The sequence below is a fragment of the Desulfotomaculum sp. genome, assembly GCF_982386235.1.
On record NZ_CEVWQM010000005.1, the window covers coordinates 157,687 to 174,081 of the forward strand.

Sequence of the window (16,395 nt, forward strand, 5' to 3'; positions counted from 1 at the left end):
ACGCCTTCCTTATTAGGAATTTCGCATGAGAACGCTCTCAAGAATATTTGCCACGTCTTCACAGGCATCGGTAACCTCTTCTAACATCTCATAAATCTGCTTGTACTTAACAAATTCGATGGCATCGGTACAGGAGGAAACCAATTCCCGTAAACTATTATTGAATAGGTCATCCGCTTCGTTTTCCAGTTCATTAATGCGTACAGCATGAGGCCGAATATCAAGAAACTTTTTGGAAGTCAGTTTTTCGATGGCTCCTTCAACTTCCTTGCACTGTTCGACAATAATTTCCGTATTTCGCTTAATGAAAATGTTAATATCACGGATGTCATAGATATCCATACGAATCAAGGTAGCCTCGATACCATCCAGTATATCGTCCATTTTAACGGCCAGATTCAAAATATCTTCCCGTTCCAGAGGTGTTATAAAAGTTTTGTTTAATTCCTTATAGATGCTATGGGTGTAGCGATCACCTTTTTTTTCCAAGTCTTGAATATCCGTCAAAGCTTTTCTCTCAGTGCCGGGTTTGTGTATTTCGGAGCTGAATTCTTCAGCAGCCTCGGTAATGTTTTTTGAAATAGCGATGAAGGTTTCAAAGAAAATATCCTTCTTCTTAAATAACATACAGTCCCCCCCAAGGAAATATTTTTTATCCTTGTCCATGAAAGAGTATACCACATACAGTTTGTTAATGTTAAAAAATTAAAAAGACTTAAAGAAAAATTAACAATCAAGTGAAAAAATGTGCATGTACCAAAAACATAAGAAGGTTTTTATAAAAGGGACACGCACACGGTTAAAAAATATAACTATATTCTCCTCATAAAACCCTCCTCTATTCGACATAATTCTTATTTCCATGAATTTACTTGAAAATCCTTCGCCAGAACTTTCTAACTACTTTTTTTATGTGAACAAGCACATTTTAATCGTTTCCCACGTAGCATAAAGTAGATAAGTATTTTTGTTACGGAGGGATGCTAAGTGACCGCAGGTATCATTACCTTAATAGCCCTTTCGGTTTTAAATGGCATTGCAATTTTGGTTTCCTATATTTCATCCGGCAGTTTGCCAGATCCCTTATCCCCCGAGGAAGAGAGGGAATGGTTATTAAGATTAGCCAAAGGGGATAAATTGGCTAAAACGGTATTAATAGAACGGAACCTAAGATTAGTTGCTAAGATTGCCAATAAGTTAAAAGACAATGGTGTGGAAAAACAAGACCTCTTTCAAATTGGTGTAATTGGTTTAATTAAGGGAGTAGATACCTTTGACATGACCAAAGCCAGAAAGTTTTCAACCTATGCCGGGGTTTGTATTCAAAATGAGATGCTGATGGTGCTGCGCAAACAAAAGACCATGAGAAATACCATCTCCATTTCAGAACCTCTGGATTATGATAAAGATGGGGGACTTTTGGAATTGCAAGATACCCTGATGAACGAAGATACCCCGGTGGATGAGGTGGTAGAAACCAGTTTGGAAGTGGAAAGACTGGAAAAGGCCCTGCAAAAACTATCTCCCAGGGAACAGGCAGTCATAAAATTAAGATACGGCCTAGATGGCGGTCAGGAATATACCCAACGGGAGGTAGGCCAGCAGCTAGCCATTTCACGTTCCTTCATCTCCCGCATTGAAAGCAGCTCCATTCATAAGCTGTACAAAGAAATGTCTCATTCCTAGCCATCAGCCGTCAGCTATTAGCTGTATCTAACATTGAAAGGCGGCAAAGCCCATGGCCCACGGCTATTTTCAGGGTAAGATAGCTAACCGGGTAACAGCTAAAGGCTAAAAGCAAAGTCCCCCGGAGTTTTCCGGGGGACTTGCGGTTATGGATTAAAATGTTGCTACAACGGCACCTTTGTAGGTGTCTTCGATAAATTTCTTAACTTCTGGGCTCTTTAAAGCTTCGGTCAGTTTTTTGATTTCTTCACGGTTTTCGTCCCCTTTGCGGATGGCTAAAATGTTGCCATAGGTGTCAGCGGCTTCAGATTGAGCATCTTCGGCCACCATGGCATCGGTGGGAACAAAGTTGGCTTGGACGGCAAAGTTACCGTTAATTACTGCACCAGCTAGATCATCGACGGAACGGGGGAGTTGAGCAGCTTCTAATTCAATAACTTCTACTTTCTTCTCTACGATATCCCGTACTGTGGCACTGATGCCAACGCCTTCCTTAAGTTTCAGCAGACCAGCCTCTTCTAAAACAGCCAGGGCTCTACCACCGTTGGTGGGGTCGTTGGGAATACCAATTTTGTCGCCTTCTTTAAATTCGCTGACGGCGGTAATTTTCTTGGAGAAAAGACCCATTGGTTCAAAGTGAATTTTGGCAGTATAGCTTAATTCCATACTCTTTTGGTTGTTGAATTCTTCAAGGTAAGGTAGGTGCTGGAAGTAGTTAGCATCCAGCAGCTTGTCATTAAGGGCCAGGTTGGGTTGTACATAATCGTTAAATTCCACGATTTCCAGTTGGATGCCATCCTTCTCTAAAATAGGTTTCACTATTTTTAATATTTCAGCATGGGGTACCGGGGTAGCGCCAACCTTTAATACCTTCGCTTCTTTATCATCATTAGCAGCTTGTGGTTGTTCCTTTTCGCCGCCGCAGCCAACCAGCAGCAGGCTGAGAGATAGCAGGCAAGTTAACAGTAACGCAAACTTCTTTTTCACGGAAACTCCTCCTTAGTTTTTGTTAAATTTTTCGGCAAGTATATTGCCAAGGGTTTGCATGATTTGAACCATAATAACTAGAATGACCACGGTGGTTACCATTACTACTGAATCAAACCGCATGTAGCCGTAACGTATGGCCAGATCCCCTAGGCCACCTCCTCCCACGACACCGGCCATGGCAGAGTAACCAACCACGGCAATGGCCGTAATAGTCGTACCTAAAATAATACCAGGCAGGGCCTCAGGAAGCAGTACCTTGCGAATAATTTGCCAGGTGCTGGCCCCCATTGCCAGAGAAGCCTCGACCACCCCCCAGTTTACTTCCTTTAAAGAAGTTTCCACCATTCTAGCCACAAAGGGAGCGGCGGCAACGGTGAGGGGTACAATGGCCGCGGTGGTTCCGATGGTGGTGCCCACCACAAATTTGGTAAAGGGACCCAGGGCCAGTAATAAAATAATGAAGGGATAGGAGCGAAAGATGTTCACGATGGATCCTAAAACCCTATTAAGTGTCAAATTTTCTTTTATGTGACCCTTGTCGGTAATAACTAAAATCACACCAAGGGGGATGCCTAGAACGGAGGCAAAGACCACAGATACAATTGTCATATATAAGGTATCCCAGGTAGCTTTAATGATTTCAGGTGATAAATTAGACAGGTGGGAGAGAACTTCATTAGACATCCTTTAACACCTCAATTCTTAAACCCTGTTTCTGCAAATATGTCACTGCCTTTTGGCAACTTATATGGGAACCCATACACTCAATAATTAACATACCAAAGGCTGTATCTTGAATTTGATCAATATTACCGTAAAGGATGTTAACATCTACATCAAATTGTTTGACCAGAGTTGAAATCACTGGTTCATCGGTGGTATCACCAATGAAAGAAACTCGTATGATTTGCCCTTCACCCTTTTCTAGTAGGCGTTCCTTAACTTTGTCTGGTACATCGGTATTAATGATAGTTTGGACAAAACGTCGGGTGGTTGGGTGTTGGGGCTGGGTGAAGACATCAATGACCAAGCCGGCTTCAATGATTTTCCCTTTTTCAATGACCGCCACGGAATCGCAAATTTCTGAAATAACCTTCATTTCATGGGTAATCATCAGAATTGTTAGATCCAGTTTGCGGTTAATATCCTTTAACAGCTCTAGAATTGAGCTGGTTGTAGCAGGGTCCAGGGCCGAGGTAGCTTCATCACACAGCAGTACAATGGGGTCATTGGCTAGGGCCCGGGCGATGCCCACCCGTTGTTTCTGCCCACCGGATAGTTGGCTGGGGTAGGCATTGGCTTTATCCGTTAGGCCTACCAACTCCAATAATTTGGTAACCTTTTCTTGGCTTGTTTCTTTGTCCACACCGCTTATCTCTAAAGGGAAGGAGACATTTTCATGGACTGTTCGTGATGACAATAGATTAAAGTGTTGGAAGATCATACCAATCTTTTGGCGACTGGCCCTTAGTCCTGCTTCACTTAATTTGGTCATTTCCTGACCATTTACTTTAATACTGCCGGAAGTAGGCTTTTCCAACATATTAACGCAGCGTATCAGGGTACTTTTACCGGCACCACTGAAACCAATGATACCGTAAATTTCGCCCTTGCGAACTCTCAAACTTACACTGTCCAGGGCCTTAACATCTCCGGCACTGGAATGATAAATCTTGGTTAGGTCTTTAATTTCTATCAATGATATCAACCTTCCTTGATTGCTGAGTTTAGTGTGCCCGTTTCTAAATAAATGAGGCCCCTTCTGGGCAGACCAGAAGAGGCCATAATATACCTATGCCCCCTCCTTATCTTTCAGAAGAATGTTCTTCTGCAGGAATTAGCACCTTTCTCAAGAAATTTCTAAGAAGGTTGCCGGGCGTCTCAGGGCCAGTCCCTCAGCCTCTCTGGATAAGAAGAATATATTATTAAATTGACTAATGATGATTTTATGCTATGTCTTTAAATTTGTCAATGATTATTTATAGGCAACTTGGAAAAACTTTTACACCTCAGAAAAAATTACCGTCCACAAACTTGCATGATTCTTCTTATAAAGAAGGAAAATAATAATGATTAAATTTAAAGGAGGGGTTGCTATGAGCCGCAGACTAAAGTCCCGGGATAATGGAAAACATAAGCAAGTTCCCAAGTATTCGACGGACCGTAAAACGGTGAAACCACCTCCGGATAATAGTGTTGGGGTTACCTATGTATAAATAAAAACGGCCGTTTTCCGGCCGTTTTTATTTATTTTGAAAAAATCAAGTGAAAGGAAGAACTTGTTTCTTTCGGGAACTTTTCCTGGGGTCTTTGAATATTTTGTCATACCTTTAAATAAGGAAGTGAGAGAGATGCTTTCCCCCGATATGGACCCTAAGGAATTAAAAGGTTTAATACCCCTGTTTACCAAAGAAGATATGGAAGAACTATTAAAAGAGATAGAAGATATCATCCGTTACGAGCAAGACATAAAAAGGCTGATGCGTTTGTTTGACAATCGAAAAATAGTGGAGGATGCCATTGATCATTTATAAAATCCTGTGATTACTGTGGATAACCATGATAAATGTGGGTAACTCTGTGGATAACGTGTTATTATTACTGAAAAACTGTTTATAACTTACTTCCAAGAATGATTAATTCAGGAATAAATTCTGTATTTCGGGCAAAAATATAGTTCACATAATCTACGCAATGAATTGCTCTGCTTCGGCAGAGAATTTTTTTGCCCATCGGATTATTCGCAAACTTTATGGCTTAATGTTTTAGATTTACAATGTTTGGTTAGTATTATAACGGTCCCTTAAAGTCTGCAGGGATTAACTTTCAAAGGGAGTGTCGCCTAGCTATTTTTCAGTAGTTGTCAGTGACACTCCCCTTCTTATTAAATGTGCTTATATATTCGTTTGCCATATAAACCCTCACAGATTTGGGTTAAAATTAACAGAACCACAAAATTAAGCAGGAAATCATAGAGTATGCTGTAGTTTCCTAAAAAGGAAAGGTTACCAACTTTAATGGCGACATAAGAAGCAATTTCTGCAATGATAGTAAAAAATAATAATATTGGGATTTTTTTACTAAAGTCATCTTTCATATAACTTATTACGAGTATTCCTGCCGCTGCACCCCAAAGGGGATTTAATAAAGGGACCCCGGCAACTAATACCCAACCTTTGTTAAACTGGATTAGGCCAAGTGAAATTAAAACATATTCAACCATGAATAATATAGCTGCGGCTATGATGCCGATGGGTAATAATTCTTTAATTCTTTGTGGTTTAATTAAAACAAAAACCAATACCCATAGTACAATAGCATAAATAGGATTAATCCACGTTTGTAGAAATTCCATTTTACCCCTCCAATTTTCTCCAGATAATATAGCATATTATTTACAGATAGGATGTAATTTATAAGCACCCCAATAGAAGAACCGAGGTCCGAGACCTCGGTTTTTAAGATACAATTCCTTTATATATTGCCATTTTACGGTTGAGCTGTTGGTAAACCAGACTACTTACCAACAGAATGACAGAGGTCATGACAATGGCACCTCCTGGTGCCAGATTCATGTAAAAGGAGGCAAAGACACCAATAAAGATAGCTGTTTCACCGAACAAAATGGATAATAGCATAGCACCACGGAAACTGCTGGCCAAACGCATGGCTGTGGCCACCGGCAATATCATCAGTGAAGATACCAATAGAATACCCACTACTCGGATGGCTAAGGCGATGGTGATAGCAGTCATAATGGTAAAACAAGTGTTGATGGCATCCACCGGAATACCACTGACCCTGGCATGATCCTCATCAAAGGAAATGGCGAATAATTCCTTCTTTAAGAGGTGAACTAAGAGTAAAATGGCAATACCCAGCAGGGAGACGATTTTTAAGTCATCCACGCTGATGGCCACAATACTGCCAAAGAGATAGCTCATAAAATTGGCACTATAGCCTTTGCCTAAATCTAAAAGGATGGCACCCAGAGCTACCCCGGTGGAAAGAGTAATGGCAATGGAAATTTCCGAATAACCACGGTATAGCTTGCGTAACATTTCCAGCAATAGCCCGCCGCCAACTGCAAAAAGCGATGCACTTAAGATCGGGTGAATTCCTGTCATTAGTCCCGCTGCCACACCGGATAGGCAGACATGGGATAAAGCATCAGAAATCATAGACATCCTCCGCAGGGCGATAAATAAACCAACAATGGGGCAGATGAGGCCCACTAAAAAACCAGCTAACAGTGCCCGCTGCATAAACTCATACTGTAAAATTTCCATAACATGGCTCCTTTGTGTTGGTGGGCTGACTGGTAATGCGTCGCTTGCAGTTTTTTAGTTGGTTTTCTGGATCATTATATTGGTGGCAAGAACAACTGCAAATATGTTTATCCAGGCAAACCTGGTGACTGACCAAAGATCCTAAGCCCGCCAATTCATGGGAAACAATTAACATGGTGATACCTTGCAGCAGGCTTAGTTCCTTTAAAAGACGGTACATAGAATCCAAGGCAGCACGGTCAACACCGGTGTTTGGTTCATCAAGGATTAAAAGCTCAGGTTCCGAGACCAAGGCCCTGGCCAAAAGGATTCTTTGCTGCTGCCCGCCGGAAAGGGTGCCTACTGGTCGGTCAGCAAATTCTGTCATGCCCACCTGTTGCAAAACCTGGTCCACCAGCAGGTGGTCTGGTTTTGATAAGGGATGGAACAGACCTCGCCTAGGAACCCGGCCCGAGCGGATCACCTCCCGGGCGGTGGCGGGAAATTGGCTATTAAAACCTGTGGCCTTTTGGGCCAAATAGCCGATGCGGTAGCGGTCCTTTACCTTATGCGCTTCGCTGCCAAAAACCTTGATGGAACCAGCAGAAGGTTTTAACTGCCCCAAGACTAGTTTTAGCAGGGTGGATTTACCGGAACCATTTGGTCCTGTGATGGCTACCACATCCCCTGCGGCAACACGCAGATGCATATTATTTAAGATCGGGTGGCAGACGTAGGTAAAAGTCATCCCTTCAATCTTTATGATATCTTCCTTATTCATTTTATTCAGCTCCTAGAGCAATTTTTAAATTGGCAAGATTTTTTCTCATCACAGATAGGTAATTTTCACCGCTTGCTAATTCTTGTTCAGATAACCCCTCGATGGGATTCAGTACCAGGGTTTTTGCCTTCAATTCACTGGCCAGAGTTTCAGAGACTTTGGGGTTAACGAGGGTTTCGAAAAAAATGGTATCAATATTTTTATTCCGGGCCAGTTCAATAATGGCAGCCATATCAGCGGGACTGGGTTCACTTTCTGCTGCTAGCCCACGGATCGGTATTTCAATCAGACCATAGCGCTTAGCTAGGTAGCCAAAGGCAGCGTGAGAGGTAATAAACTCCTTGGTCTTGGTCTTAGCCAGATTTTCTTGATATTCTAAGTGTAATTTATCCAATTCCTGTTGAAACTGGTTGGCATTGGCCTGGTAATAGGACTTATTGTTGGGATCAGCCTTGACTAGGCCTGTAAGGATTTCATCTACCATTATTTTGGCATGTAATGGATCAAGCCAAACATGAGGGTCATGGAGATGATGTTCAGGTGAATCCGTGTGGGCATGTGTTTCTTCTATTAAATTGAGCCTTTGACCAGCTTGAATGATCGTTATATTTTCCCTATCCAGGGTATTTAAAATTTTATCGCCCCAATGTTCCACACCGGTACCGCTTAGGATGATCACATTGGCTTTGGTCATTTTTACCATGTCCTGGGGACTGGGCTCCCAATCATGGGGTTCTGCACCAGGAGGCACGATGTTTTCCACCTGAACCTTCGTACCACCCACTTGTTTAGCAAAATCATAGAGGGGGTAGATGCTAGTATATACTTTTAGCGTGTCTTCTGCCTGGTCGGGCTGATTTTTGCCATTTGTTTGACAGCCGATGGCAACAGGGACTAAAAAAATAAGAGCCAGCATGCTTAAAATTACTCTTTTCACAATAATCCCCCTTTCTTAGTACACTTTTCACACAAACCAAAAATTTCAAAGGAATGGCTTAGTATTTTAAATTTATTGACTTTATCTTGGTCGAGAAACTTTAGCGGGCAATAATGAATCTCTTGGGCATCACCACATTGGGTGCAAATCAGGTGGTGATGGTGGATATTACTCGTTAATTCATAATGAACCCGTCGCTCGCCTAAATTAAGTTCTCTTAAAATGCCGATGTCCCGAAGCATCCCAAGATTTCGATAAACCGTATCAAGGCTAATGGTAGGATAGGTTTTTGCAATGGCCAAATGGATGTCCTCGGCACTTAAATGTTTATTTTCAGGACCCAAAAAGCTGCTAAGAATAGCTTGCCTTTGGGGGGTTACCTTGACGCCCTTTTCTTTTAGCTGTTGGATTAAAAGCTGTAACTCCTGCAAAGCATTCACCTTCTTAAATAGGAATATTTCTTATCTACTATTAATTATTATAACCAACAAGAAAATATGTCAATGCTTTAAAGAGAAATAATAGTTCTGACATATAAATAAAAAAGGAAAATTAATGCATTGGGTAGAAAGTAAAGCCAATTATAAAAGCCAATTATATATGAAGAGAGAGATTAAACAAAATATTTCTGTTTTCTCGGAGGTTATAATGAACCTAAAGCTGAGGGTTTTAATTATAGAGGATTCGGAAGACGATCTGCATCTATTGTTAAGAGAGCTTAGAGAAGGAGGGTATGCGTTCAGCTACCGGTGGGTTAAGGACCGACAGGAGATGAGCCAGGCCCTGTCAGTGGATTGGGATATTATTCTATCAGACTATGTGCTGCCACAGTTCAGTGGTTTAGAGGCCTTGAAAATGATTCGAGAAAGGGGCCTTGAGCTGCCCTTCATTATGTTATCCGGTCAAATATCCGAAGTAACAGCGGTGGAGGCCATACGGGCCGGTGCCCAAGACTATATCGTCAAAGGTAATTTGAGCCGCTTAATTCCTGCCATCCAAAGGGAACTGCGGGAAGCCAAGCTACGCAAGGAAAAAAGACAAGTTGAAAAATCTCTGCAAGCCTCCGAAGAAAAGTTTTGTAAGATTTTCCATGCCAGCCCGGATATAATGGCCATACTATCCCTACCGGATTTGATTTTTATTGATGTCAATGCCAGTTGGTTGGCTTACACGGGTAACCACAGGGAAGCTGTCATTGGTAAAACGGTAATGCAATTAAACAGTATCCTGCGTTTCGTAGATCACGACAAATTATTTCAGTTATTGCGTGAATATGGTTCGGTTCATAATGAAGAAGTTTATTTTAGAAGACCTTCCGGGGAGATCAATGTAGTATTGGGATCTGCCAGTATGATCAAACTGGACGGCAAGTCTTGTGTTTTTGTTGTGGCTAAAGATATTACCCACCTAAAGGGAATGCAGCAGGCGGCTGAGACCAGTGAAGCACGGTTTCAAGCGATGTTTGAAAAATCCTTTACTGGGATTGGTATTATGGACGGAGAGGGTACGGTGCTGCATGGCAACACAGCCTTGAAAAATATATTAGGTTATTCGACAGAAGATTTTATCGGCGTAAATACACGTCAAGTTACTCACCCAGATGACATAGCTAAGAATATGATTTATTACCGTCAGTTAGCCTCCGGCAAATTAGATTACTATCAAATGGAAAAAAGGTATATCAGGAAGGACGGCAAAGTAGTTTGGGCTAATATGTCTGTGACAGCCATACGGGACGCCCAGGGAAAGTTTATTCAAGCCATTGCCTTTGTGGAAGATATAACACAAAGGAAGAAAAATGAGATAAAGCTGCGGCAGTTGGCTGCCATTGTGGAGTCCTCTGACGATGGCATCATCAGTAAGGACCCCCGGGGTATCATTGTCAGTTGGAATGCCGGGGCAGAACGTATCTATGGCTACACCGAAGAAGAGGCCATTGGCCGGCACTTTTCTTTTTTATGTCCAGACAATAACAGATGTGAGGAAGAAATTATGGATGCTGTCCGCAACGGGAGAAGACTGCACAATTATGAAACAGTAAGACAAAGAAAAGATGGTAGGATCATCCAGGTTGCCCATACCATCTCACCCATCTATGATTTAAACGGCAGGTTTACAGGGGTATCCACCGTTGTCCGGGACATCACCGAACATAAGGAAATGGAAAAGGAAATGCTTCGTTTGGATCGTCTAAATTTAGTGGGAGAAATGGCTGCGGGTATTAGTCATGAAGTACGCAATCCCATGACCACCGTTAAGGGTTTTTTACAGATTTTAAGGGATAAACCGGATTGTGTTCAGTATATGGATTATTATAACTTAATGATTGATGAACTGGATCGTGCCAATTCTATTATCAGTGAGTTTCTTTCCATCGGCAGAAGTAAGACAACGGAAATGACCATGCAGAATTTAAACGATATCCTGCATAGCCTGGCCCCCCTCATTCAGGCCGATGCGGTAGGTCAGGGGAAAAATATTTATCTTGAAACGAGCAAGGTGCCAGATCTGCTATTAAATGATAAAGAAATACGCCAAGTTATTTTAAACTTAGCTCGCAATGGTTTGGAAGCCATGTCCCAGGGCTATTGCTTGAGAATAAGAACCTTTGTTGACAATGATGATGTGGTACTGGCGGTACAAGATCAGGGAACGGGCATTCTACCGGAACAGATGGAAAAGTTAGGGACACCCTTTTATACGACGAAAGAAAAGGGTACGGGACTTGGTCTGGCCAACTGTTTTAGTGTTGTGGCCCGCCACCGGGGTACGATCCAGGTAGAATCGGGATCCGGTGGTACGACGTTCTATGTGAAATTTAAAGTTAGCTGTTAGTCGTTAGCTTAGTCAATCGTTATTAGGCAAAAAAACGACATGTGTTAATGCGTCATCTTTGTTATCCTGAGCCGTTTTTTGGGATAGTTAAAAGCTAATTGCTAGCAATCTTAATTTATAGTTAGGTTGGCTGGAAACCAAAAAATTGTTATAATTATTATGTCACATAGTAACTTACAAAAACAAAGGGGGGATGATTATTAGTGCAGATAGTGCAATCTTTTTGTTTTCTTTGCTCCTTGTTGCGGGTGTTTTAACAACTAAGTTTTCATCACGGTTGGGGGTACCTTATCTAGTACTGTATGTTGTCGTAGGTATGGTTATGAATAAATACCTATATTATGACAATGCTGCCTTGACTCAACTATTCGGCATTTTAGCCCTGATTGTGATTTTGTTTGAAGGTGGGATGCAAACAAAATGGCAGGATGTAAAACCGGTTATTGTCCCATCCGCTTCGCTGGCAACCTTTGGTGTACTTATCACAACCTTTACAATTGGTATTTTTGCTAAGTATGTTTTGGATGTAAGTTGGTTGGAGGCCTTTTTATTTGGTTCCATTGTTGGCTCCACCGATGCAGCCGCGGTATTTTCTGTTATGGGCACTCAAAATATCAAAAGAAAACTGTCTTCAACCCTAGAGGCAGAATCCGGCAGCAATGACCCAATGGCAGTTTTTCTTACGATAACCTTTATTAGCTTGATTCAGACACCAGAAACGGCAAAGGTCTCTAGTGTAATTTTATCCTTTGTTTTGCAAATGGGTTTGGGTTTATTAATAGGTCTGACCATGGGGAAGTTTACTGTTTGGAGTATCAACAAAATTAACCTTGACTCATCTGGTCTATACCCTGTACTGGCCCTAGGTTTTGCTATTTTTACCTATGGCTCAGCGGCCGTATTAAAAGGAAGCGGTTTACTGGCTGTTTACGTTATGGCTGTATATGTTGGCAATTCTGATTTAACCTTCCGTCACTCCATTTTTCGTTTTAACGAAGGATTTGCCTGGATGATGCAGATCCTCATGTTCATCCTTTTGGGTCTATTGTCCTTTCCTACAGAGTTAGTGGATATTGCTTGGCAAGGAGTTTTGCTGGCCTTTTTACTTGTATTCATAGCTCGACCCATTGGTGTATTTTTGACTACAATAAAAATGGGCTTTACCTTTAGAGATAAAATATTTCTTTCCTGGTCTGGCCTAAAGGGTGCAGTTCCCATTGTCTTAGCAACTTATCCCATCGTTGCTGGACTGGATAATAGCCATGTGATGTTTAATATTGTGTTCTTCGTTGTTTTTATTTCAGCACTGGTGCAAGGGTCAACCATCTCCCTTCTAGCCAATAAGCTTGGTCTGTCCGCAGGTGAAAAAATAACTTCTCCACACAGTTTGGAATTAATTTCAATGGGGAAAACAAACTCGGAAATTATAGAGATTAACATAAAAGAAGACTTCTATATGGCAAATAAGGAGATTCGAGATTTAGATCTCCCAGAAAGCTGCTTAATTACAGCAGTTGTTCGGGACACCAAGGTCATCACACCAAGGGGAACAACGGAATTATTGGCGGGGGATATCCTCTATGTCCTAACCCCTAAATCACAGCGCAAGCTGATAAAAAAAATATTCCGTCAAAAGGACAATACGCCCTTAGAAACAGCATCCAGTTCTTAGCATTTTGCCATCAGCTGTCAGCCCCCAGTTTAAGATGGTTCTGGGAAATTGATCCAATGTGGTTGTTGTATAAGAACCAAAGAAATGGGGTTCTTATACAACAACCTTTTTTTATTTAAGTCACGTGCCGAATGTTAAGGGGCCGTGCCATTAGGCATAACATGCAAAAATGTTGATAACGGAAGGCTGATGGCTAATAATTTGGCACATAAATTGCTTATATTATTGCAAATGGGGAAGATTACTATGTAAGATTTGCTTTATGAACTTCAGTTGTTGCGAAGTCGAAATAAACTGTTCCACTACGACACAAAGTGTTTCGTTTTTATATATGTTTTGTGGGAGTCGCGCCTGCTTACCGCACTCCAATTTTTTTTGCCCTTTTTAGATAGGTCTGAGTTATTTCATTTGCCCTAAGGTCGGCCTTTGGGTAGAATATTCTAAATGGATTAGGAAGAGCAGGTGCAATAATGGAATTTTTTGAACACTTGTATACGATATTATCAATCTTTAATATTTTTCTGGCGGGGACCATCATTTTTCTGGAAAGAAGAAACATTCCTGCCACTTGGGCTTGGCTGATTGTCCTACTGTTTTTACCAATTGTGGGTTTTATTTTTTATATTATTTTTGGACAAAACCTAAGTAAAAGAAAGATTTATAGATTTAGGCAGGAAGAGAAAGCGATTATCGAAGGGATGGTTAAGCAGCAAAAACATCGCTTAAAAGGGGGGGAGGTTCGATATAATGATCCTGCCATGATCGCCTACAAGGATATGATTTATATGAATCTGACCAGTAGTAACTCCCCTTATACCCAGGATAATGAGGTCGAAATTTTCACGGATGGTAAGAGCAAATTTACATCTCTGATTCAGGCCATCAAAGGGGCAAAGAGTCATATTCACTTGTTGTACTATATCGTTAGAAATGATGAATTAAGTCAGCATCTTGTTGAAGTTTTGGCACAAAAGGCCCGGGAGGGTGTGCAGGTAAGGTTTTTGTATGATGCCATTGGTTTTCAGGGCATGTCTAAAAAGGTCTGGCGGCCCTTGCTGGAGGCAGGTGGCGAGGTAGCATCCTTTTTCCCTTCGATACTTCCTTATATTAATATCCGGTTAAATTATCGAAATCACCGGAAGTTGGTAGTAATTGACGGGCACACAGGGTATATTGGGGGCTTTAATGTCGGCAATGAATATCTGGGGTTAGATCCCGTTTTAGGGCATTGGCGGGATACACACTTGAAAGTAAAGGGCAGTGCCGTGCCATTTATACAAGCCAGTTTTATTTTAGATTGGAACTTGTCCGCAAAGCACCATATAAATTATGAAGATCGTTATTTTCCAACCATAGAGGGCAGAGGCAATGTGGGCATGCAGATTGTTACCAGTGGCCCCGTCTTTGATTTAGAGCCCATCAGAAACGGTTATTTAAAAATGATCTATGAAGCCAATGAAGCTATTTTGTTGCAAACCCCCTATTTTGTACCAGATGAAAGTATGTTAACCGCTTTGCGGATGGCCGCTATGTCTGGTGTGGATGTACGTGTGATGGTACCGGGAAAGTCGGATCATCTCTTTCCATATTGGGCAACCCGTGCATATATTGGCGATTTGTTAACCAGTGGCGTAAAGTGTTATATTTATGAAAAGGGCTTTCTCCATGCTAAAACCATTGTGGTAGATGGTAAAATTGCTTCGGTGGGTTCTGCCAATACCGATATTCGAAGTTTTAAACTGAATTTTGAACTAAATGCCTTCATTTTTGACACAGTAACAGCCATGAAACTACAGCGTGTTTTTATGGAAGATTTAGAAAAGTGTAGTGAGCTAACCTTGCAGGCATACCAGTGCAGTTCCACATCTGCTAAATTTATGGAGTCCTTGAGCAGATTGCTATCACCAATTTTATAAGGATTCTAATTACCCTGTTATTTTTAAGCTTTAATTTTTATTAGATTACCTGTATAATATAGGTAACTATTCCATAAAGTACTTTTAAGGCGGCTATCTCTTCCGAGAAGTCGCCGTATATTTTATTTGACTTTAGGCAAGGCCACAGCCAATGATTGAATAATTTATTTTAGGAGGGAAACTACCATGAACAATACGAGAAAAATCTATATGACCAATGCAGATAAAGAGAGACTGCAAAAACTTATAATAAAAGAAAAAGAATTACATTGGAACATGGGTAAGGAATACCTGGGTGGTTTAGAGCAGGAACTTGAACGGGCTCAAATAATATCCCCACAAGATGTTCCCTCGGATGTCATTACCATGAACTCAAAGGTACTATTGGAGGATTTAGAAACCGGTGAAGAAATGACCTACACACTGGTATATCCCGAGGATGCGGATGTACTGGAAGATAAAATATCTGTATTGGCACCAGTGGGAACCGCTATTTTAGGTTATCAAGTAGGTGATATCCTTGATTGGTCTGTGCCGGATGGTGTTGTTCGGCTTCGGGTAAAAGAGATCCTTTATCAGCCAGAGGCCGCTGGTGATTTTGAACTATAAAAAATGGCATCGATGCGGTAGCGAAGGAGACCCTGGGCGGTAGAGAGGGTTACCTCGCTACCCACCGCTTTTAATAATAAAGTCATACCAAAGGGAGAAAGGAAAGGAATATCCTGTTCCTCTATATTGTGCAGGGGCAAGACAATTCTTACCTTGGTTAAGAAGTTGTTATCCAAGGAATAGAGTCCTACCTCACTATTAATAATCACAAAGGGTAGAGAGTTTTCAGAGGTGGAAGATACCTTAACATTTCTGATAAGTAAGTCAACCTGCCGGATATAATTTTCAATAAGCTGTTTAAGTTCAGCCCTCTCCGGTGATTTTACCGAAAAATACTCCAACAGTTCTTCTTTTTCCTCTTCCATATAAATAATGTCATGGATCAGCCTTTCAAAGGCCCCCCGTGATAAAAAAATCTTTTCATGCATGATACATATCCTTTATGTCTCATCTTATTATACCAATCCAATCTATTATACCATCTATACCATAGAAGATGATTTGTAAAACAAAGATAAGGCATCCCTTTGACATTGGATTAGCGTCCAAATATACTTAATTAGGGCTTGCTGAACGAAACAAAACCTCAATAAAACCAAGGGTTTAGGAGCATATTTGTCGAAATAAAGTGCATGGGAAATGAGGTAAACATTGCAAAAACCGTGCACCGGGAGGTCAGAATATGTTCCGTAAAGTAGAAA

At 41.3% G+C, this 16,395-nt stretch carries 16 protein-coding genes and 1 riboswitch; of the genes, 6 read left to right on the plus strand and 10 right to left on the minus strand.

Annotated features, from left to right (window positions below):
• Window positions 1–12: 12 nt before the first annotated feature.
• Window positions 13–627 (minus strand): DUF47 domain-containing protein, encoded by a 615-nt coding sequence (locus AC1U9Z_RS04670; protein ID WP_333531962.1) that lies wholly within the window; start codon window positions 625–627, stop codon window positions 13–15.
• A gap of 360 nt (window positions 628–987) precedes the next feature.
• Here AC1U9Z_RS04670 and sigK point away from each other — a divergent pair, with 360 nt between their 5' ends.
• Window positions 988–1,686: an RNA polymerase sporulation sigma factor SigK gene (sigK, locus tag AC1U9Z_RS04675; protein ID WP_333531961.1), complete on the plus strand. Its 699-nt coding sequence runs from the start codon at window positions 988–990 to the stop codon at window positions 1,684–1,686.
• A 153-nt stretch (window positions 1,687–1,839) separates the two neighbouring features.
• Here sigK and AC1U9Z_RS04680 read toward each other — a convergent pair whose 3' ends face one another.
• The 3 genes from AC1U9Z_RS04680 to AC1U9Z_RS04690 are packed head-to-tail and all read right to left on the minus strand — an operon-like array spanning window position 1,840 to window position 4,375.
• Complete coding sequence (locus AC1U9Z_RS04680; RefSeq protein WP_333531960.1) at window positions 1,840–2,673, minus strand: MetQ/NlpA family ABC transporter substrate-binding protein; 834 nt, start codon at window positions 2,671–2,673, stop codon at window positions 1,840–1,842.
• 12 nt (window positions 2,674–2,685) lie between these two features.
• Complete coding sequence (locus AC1U9Z_RS04685; RefSeq protein WP_333531959.1) at window positions 2,686–3,360, minus strand: methionine ABC transporter permease; 675 nt, start codon at window positions 3,358–3,360, stop codon at window positions 2,686–2,688.
• On the minus strand, window positions 3,353–4,375 hold the full coding sequence (locus AC1U9Z_RS04690) for a methionine ABC transporter ATP-binding protein (protein ID WP_333531958.1): 1,023 nt from the start codon (window positions 4,373–4,375) through the stop codon (window positions 3,353–3,355). The genes AC1U9Z_RS04685 and AC1U9Z_RS04690 overlap by 8 nt, the downstream gene beginning before the upstream one ends.
• A 103-nt stretch (window positions 4,376–4,478) precedes the next feature.
• A riboswitch (SAM riboswitch) is annotated at window positions 4,479–4,591 on the minus strand.
• Window positions 4,592–5,027: 436 nt separating this feature from the next.
• Between AC1U9Z_RS04690 and AC1U9Z_RS04695 the strand changes: the two genes are divergently transcribed.
• The gene (locus AC1U9Z_RS04695) at window positions 5,028–5,210 is read left to right on the plus strand and encodes a hypothetical protein (RefSeq protein ID WP_333531956.1); all 183 of its coding nucleotides are present in this window, start codon (window positions 5,028–5,030) and stop codon (window positions 5,208–5,210) included.
• Window positions 5,211–5,560: 350 nt separating this feature from the next.
• Here the strand turns inward: AC1U9Z_RS04695 and AC1U9Z_RS04700 are convergent, their stop codons facing one another.
• From AC1U9Z_RS04700 to AC1U9Z_RS04720, 5 genes are all read right to left on the minus strand, one after another.
• Window positions 5,561–6,031, minus strand: a complete 471-nt coding sequence (locus AC1U9Z_RS04700) for a hypothetical protein (RefSeq protein WP_333531955.1) — start codon at window positions 6,029–6,031, stop codon at window positions 5,561–5,563.
• 103 nt (window positions 6,032–6,134) lie between these two features.
• A complete protein-coding gene (locus AC1U9Z_RS04705; protein ID WP_333531954.1) occupies window positions 6,135–6,965 on the minus strand; it encodes a metal ABC transporter permease in 831 nt (276 codons plus the stop codon).
• A complete protein-coding gene (locus AC1U9Z_RS04710) occupies window positions 6,946–7,725 on the minus strand; it encodes a metal ABC transporter ATP-binding protein (protein WP_333531953.1) in 780 nt (259 codons plus the stop codon). The genes AC1U9Z_RS04705 and AC1U9Z_RS04710 overlap by 20 nt, the downstream gene beginning before the upstream one ends.
• Before the next feature lies 1 nt (window position 7,726).
• Window positions 7,727–8,662 carry a metal ABC transporter substrate-binding protein gene (locus AC1U9Z_RS04715; RefSeq protein WP_333531952.1) on the minus strand — a complete coding sequence of 312 codons (936 nt, stop codon included), beginning with the start codon at window positions 8,660–8,662 and terminating at the stop codon, window positions 7,727–7,729.
• Window positions 8,659–9,093 (minus strand): Fur family transcriptional regulator, encoded by a 435-nt coding sequence (locus tag AC1U9Z_RS04720; protein ID WP_333531951.1) that lies wholly within the window; start codon window positions 9,091–9,093, stop codon window positions 8,659–8,661. Before AC1U9Z_RS04720 ends, AC1U9Z_RS04715 begins: the two co-directional genes overlap by 4 nt.
• Window positions 9,094–9,310: 217 nt before the next feature.
• Here AC1U9Z_RS04720 and AC1U9Z_RS04725 point away from each other — a divergent pair, with 217 nt between their 5' ends.
• From AC1U9Z_RS04725 to rnk, 4 genes are all read left to right on the plus strand, one after another.
• Window positions 9,311–11,497: a PAS domain S-box protein gene (locus AC1U9Z_RS04725; protein ID WP_333531950.1), complete on the plus strand. Its 2,187-nt coding sequence runs from the start codon at window positions 9,311–9,313 to the stop codon at window positions 11,495–11,497.
• Between the two features lie 193 nt (window positions 11,498–11,690).
• Window positions 11,691–13,169, plus strand: coding sequence for a potassium/proton antiporter (locus tag AC1U9Z_RS04730; RefSeq protein ID WP_333531949.1), 1,479 nt, complete (start codon window positions 11,691–11,693; stop codon window positions 13,167–13,169).
• Between the two features lie 470 nt (window positions 13,170–13,639).
• Entirely contained in the window at window positions 13,640–15,085 is a 1,446-nt protein-coding gene (cls, locus tag AC1U9Z_RS04735) for a cardiolipin synthase (RefSeq protein ID WP_479955937.1), read from the plus strand.
• Window positions 15,086–15,271: 186 nt separating this feature from the next.
• Window positions 15,272–15,694 (plus strand): nucleoside diphosphate kinase regulator, encoded by a 423-nt coding sequence (gene rnk / locus AC1U9Z_RS04740; RefSeq protein ID WP_333531947.1) that lies wholly within the window; start codon window positions 15,272–15,274, stop codon window positions 15,692–15,694.
• Here rnk and AC1U9Z_RS04745 read toward each other — a convergent pair.
• Complete coding sequence (locus tag AC1U9Z_RS04745; RefSeq protein WP_333531946.1) at window positions 15,661–16,122, minus strand: GreA/GreB family elongation factor; 462 nt, start codon at window positions 16,120–16,122, stop codon at window positions 15,661–15,663. The two genes, rnk and AC1U9Z_RS04745, sit on opposite strands and share 34 nt — an antisense overlap.
• Window positions 16,123–16,395 lie beyond the last annotated feature (273 nt).